The sequence below is a fragment of the Microtetraspora sp. AC03309 genome (assembly GCF_020826795.1).
In the GTDB taxonomy this organism is placed as follows: Bacteria; Actinomycetota; Actinomycetes; order Streptosporangiales; family Streptosporangiaceae; genus Microtetraspora; species Microtetraspora glauca.
In genome coordinates this window covers 1-395 of sequence record NZ_JADDIL010000610.1, presented here as the reverse complement: position 1 = coordinate 395, position 395 = coordinate 1, and the positions used below count along the sequence as shown (strand labels likewise).

Genomic DNA, 395 nt, shown 5'->3' with positions numbered 1-395 from the left:
GTCACACACCACACCCCGATCGCGGTGTAGGCCAGCGGTGCCGACAGATCGCCGATCGACGCGCCCAGGGCGGTATAGACGAATGCGCGCGGCACCGAGCCGATGAACGCGCCCACGGCCATCTGCCACCACGGCACTCCGAAGGCGCCGAAGGCATAGGAGGCCAACGCGTCGGACACTCCGGGAACGAAGCGCTGGCCCACCACGGCCCACAGACCGCCCCGCTCGATCTGGTGGTCGAGCCGGTCGGCCCGTTGCGTTCCGAGCAGGGCGCGGGCACTGTCGCGGCCCGCGCGCCGGCCGATCAGGCTGGCAACGACGGCTGTGCCGACCGTCGCGCCCAAGGTCACGAAGGTGCCCAGCACCGGGCCGAACAACACGCCGCTGCCCGCGGC

The 395-nt window shown here is 72.2% G+C and carries 1 protein-coding gene; it reads right to left on the bottom strand.

Annotation, left to right across the window (positions count from 1 at the left end; translation table 11 throughout):
- Positions 1–395: TVP38/TMEM64 family protein (locus IMZ11_RS44595; protein ID WP_228649849.1), on the bottom strand; the 395-nt coding region annotated here is incomplete at both ends.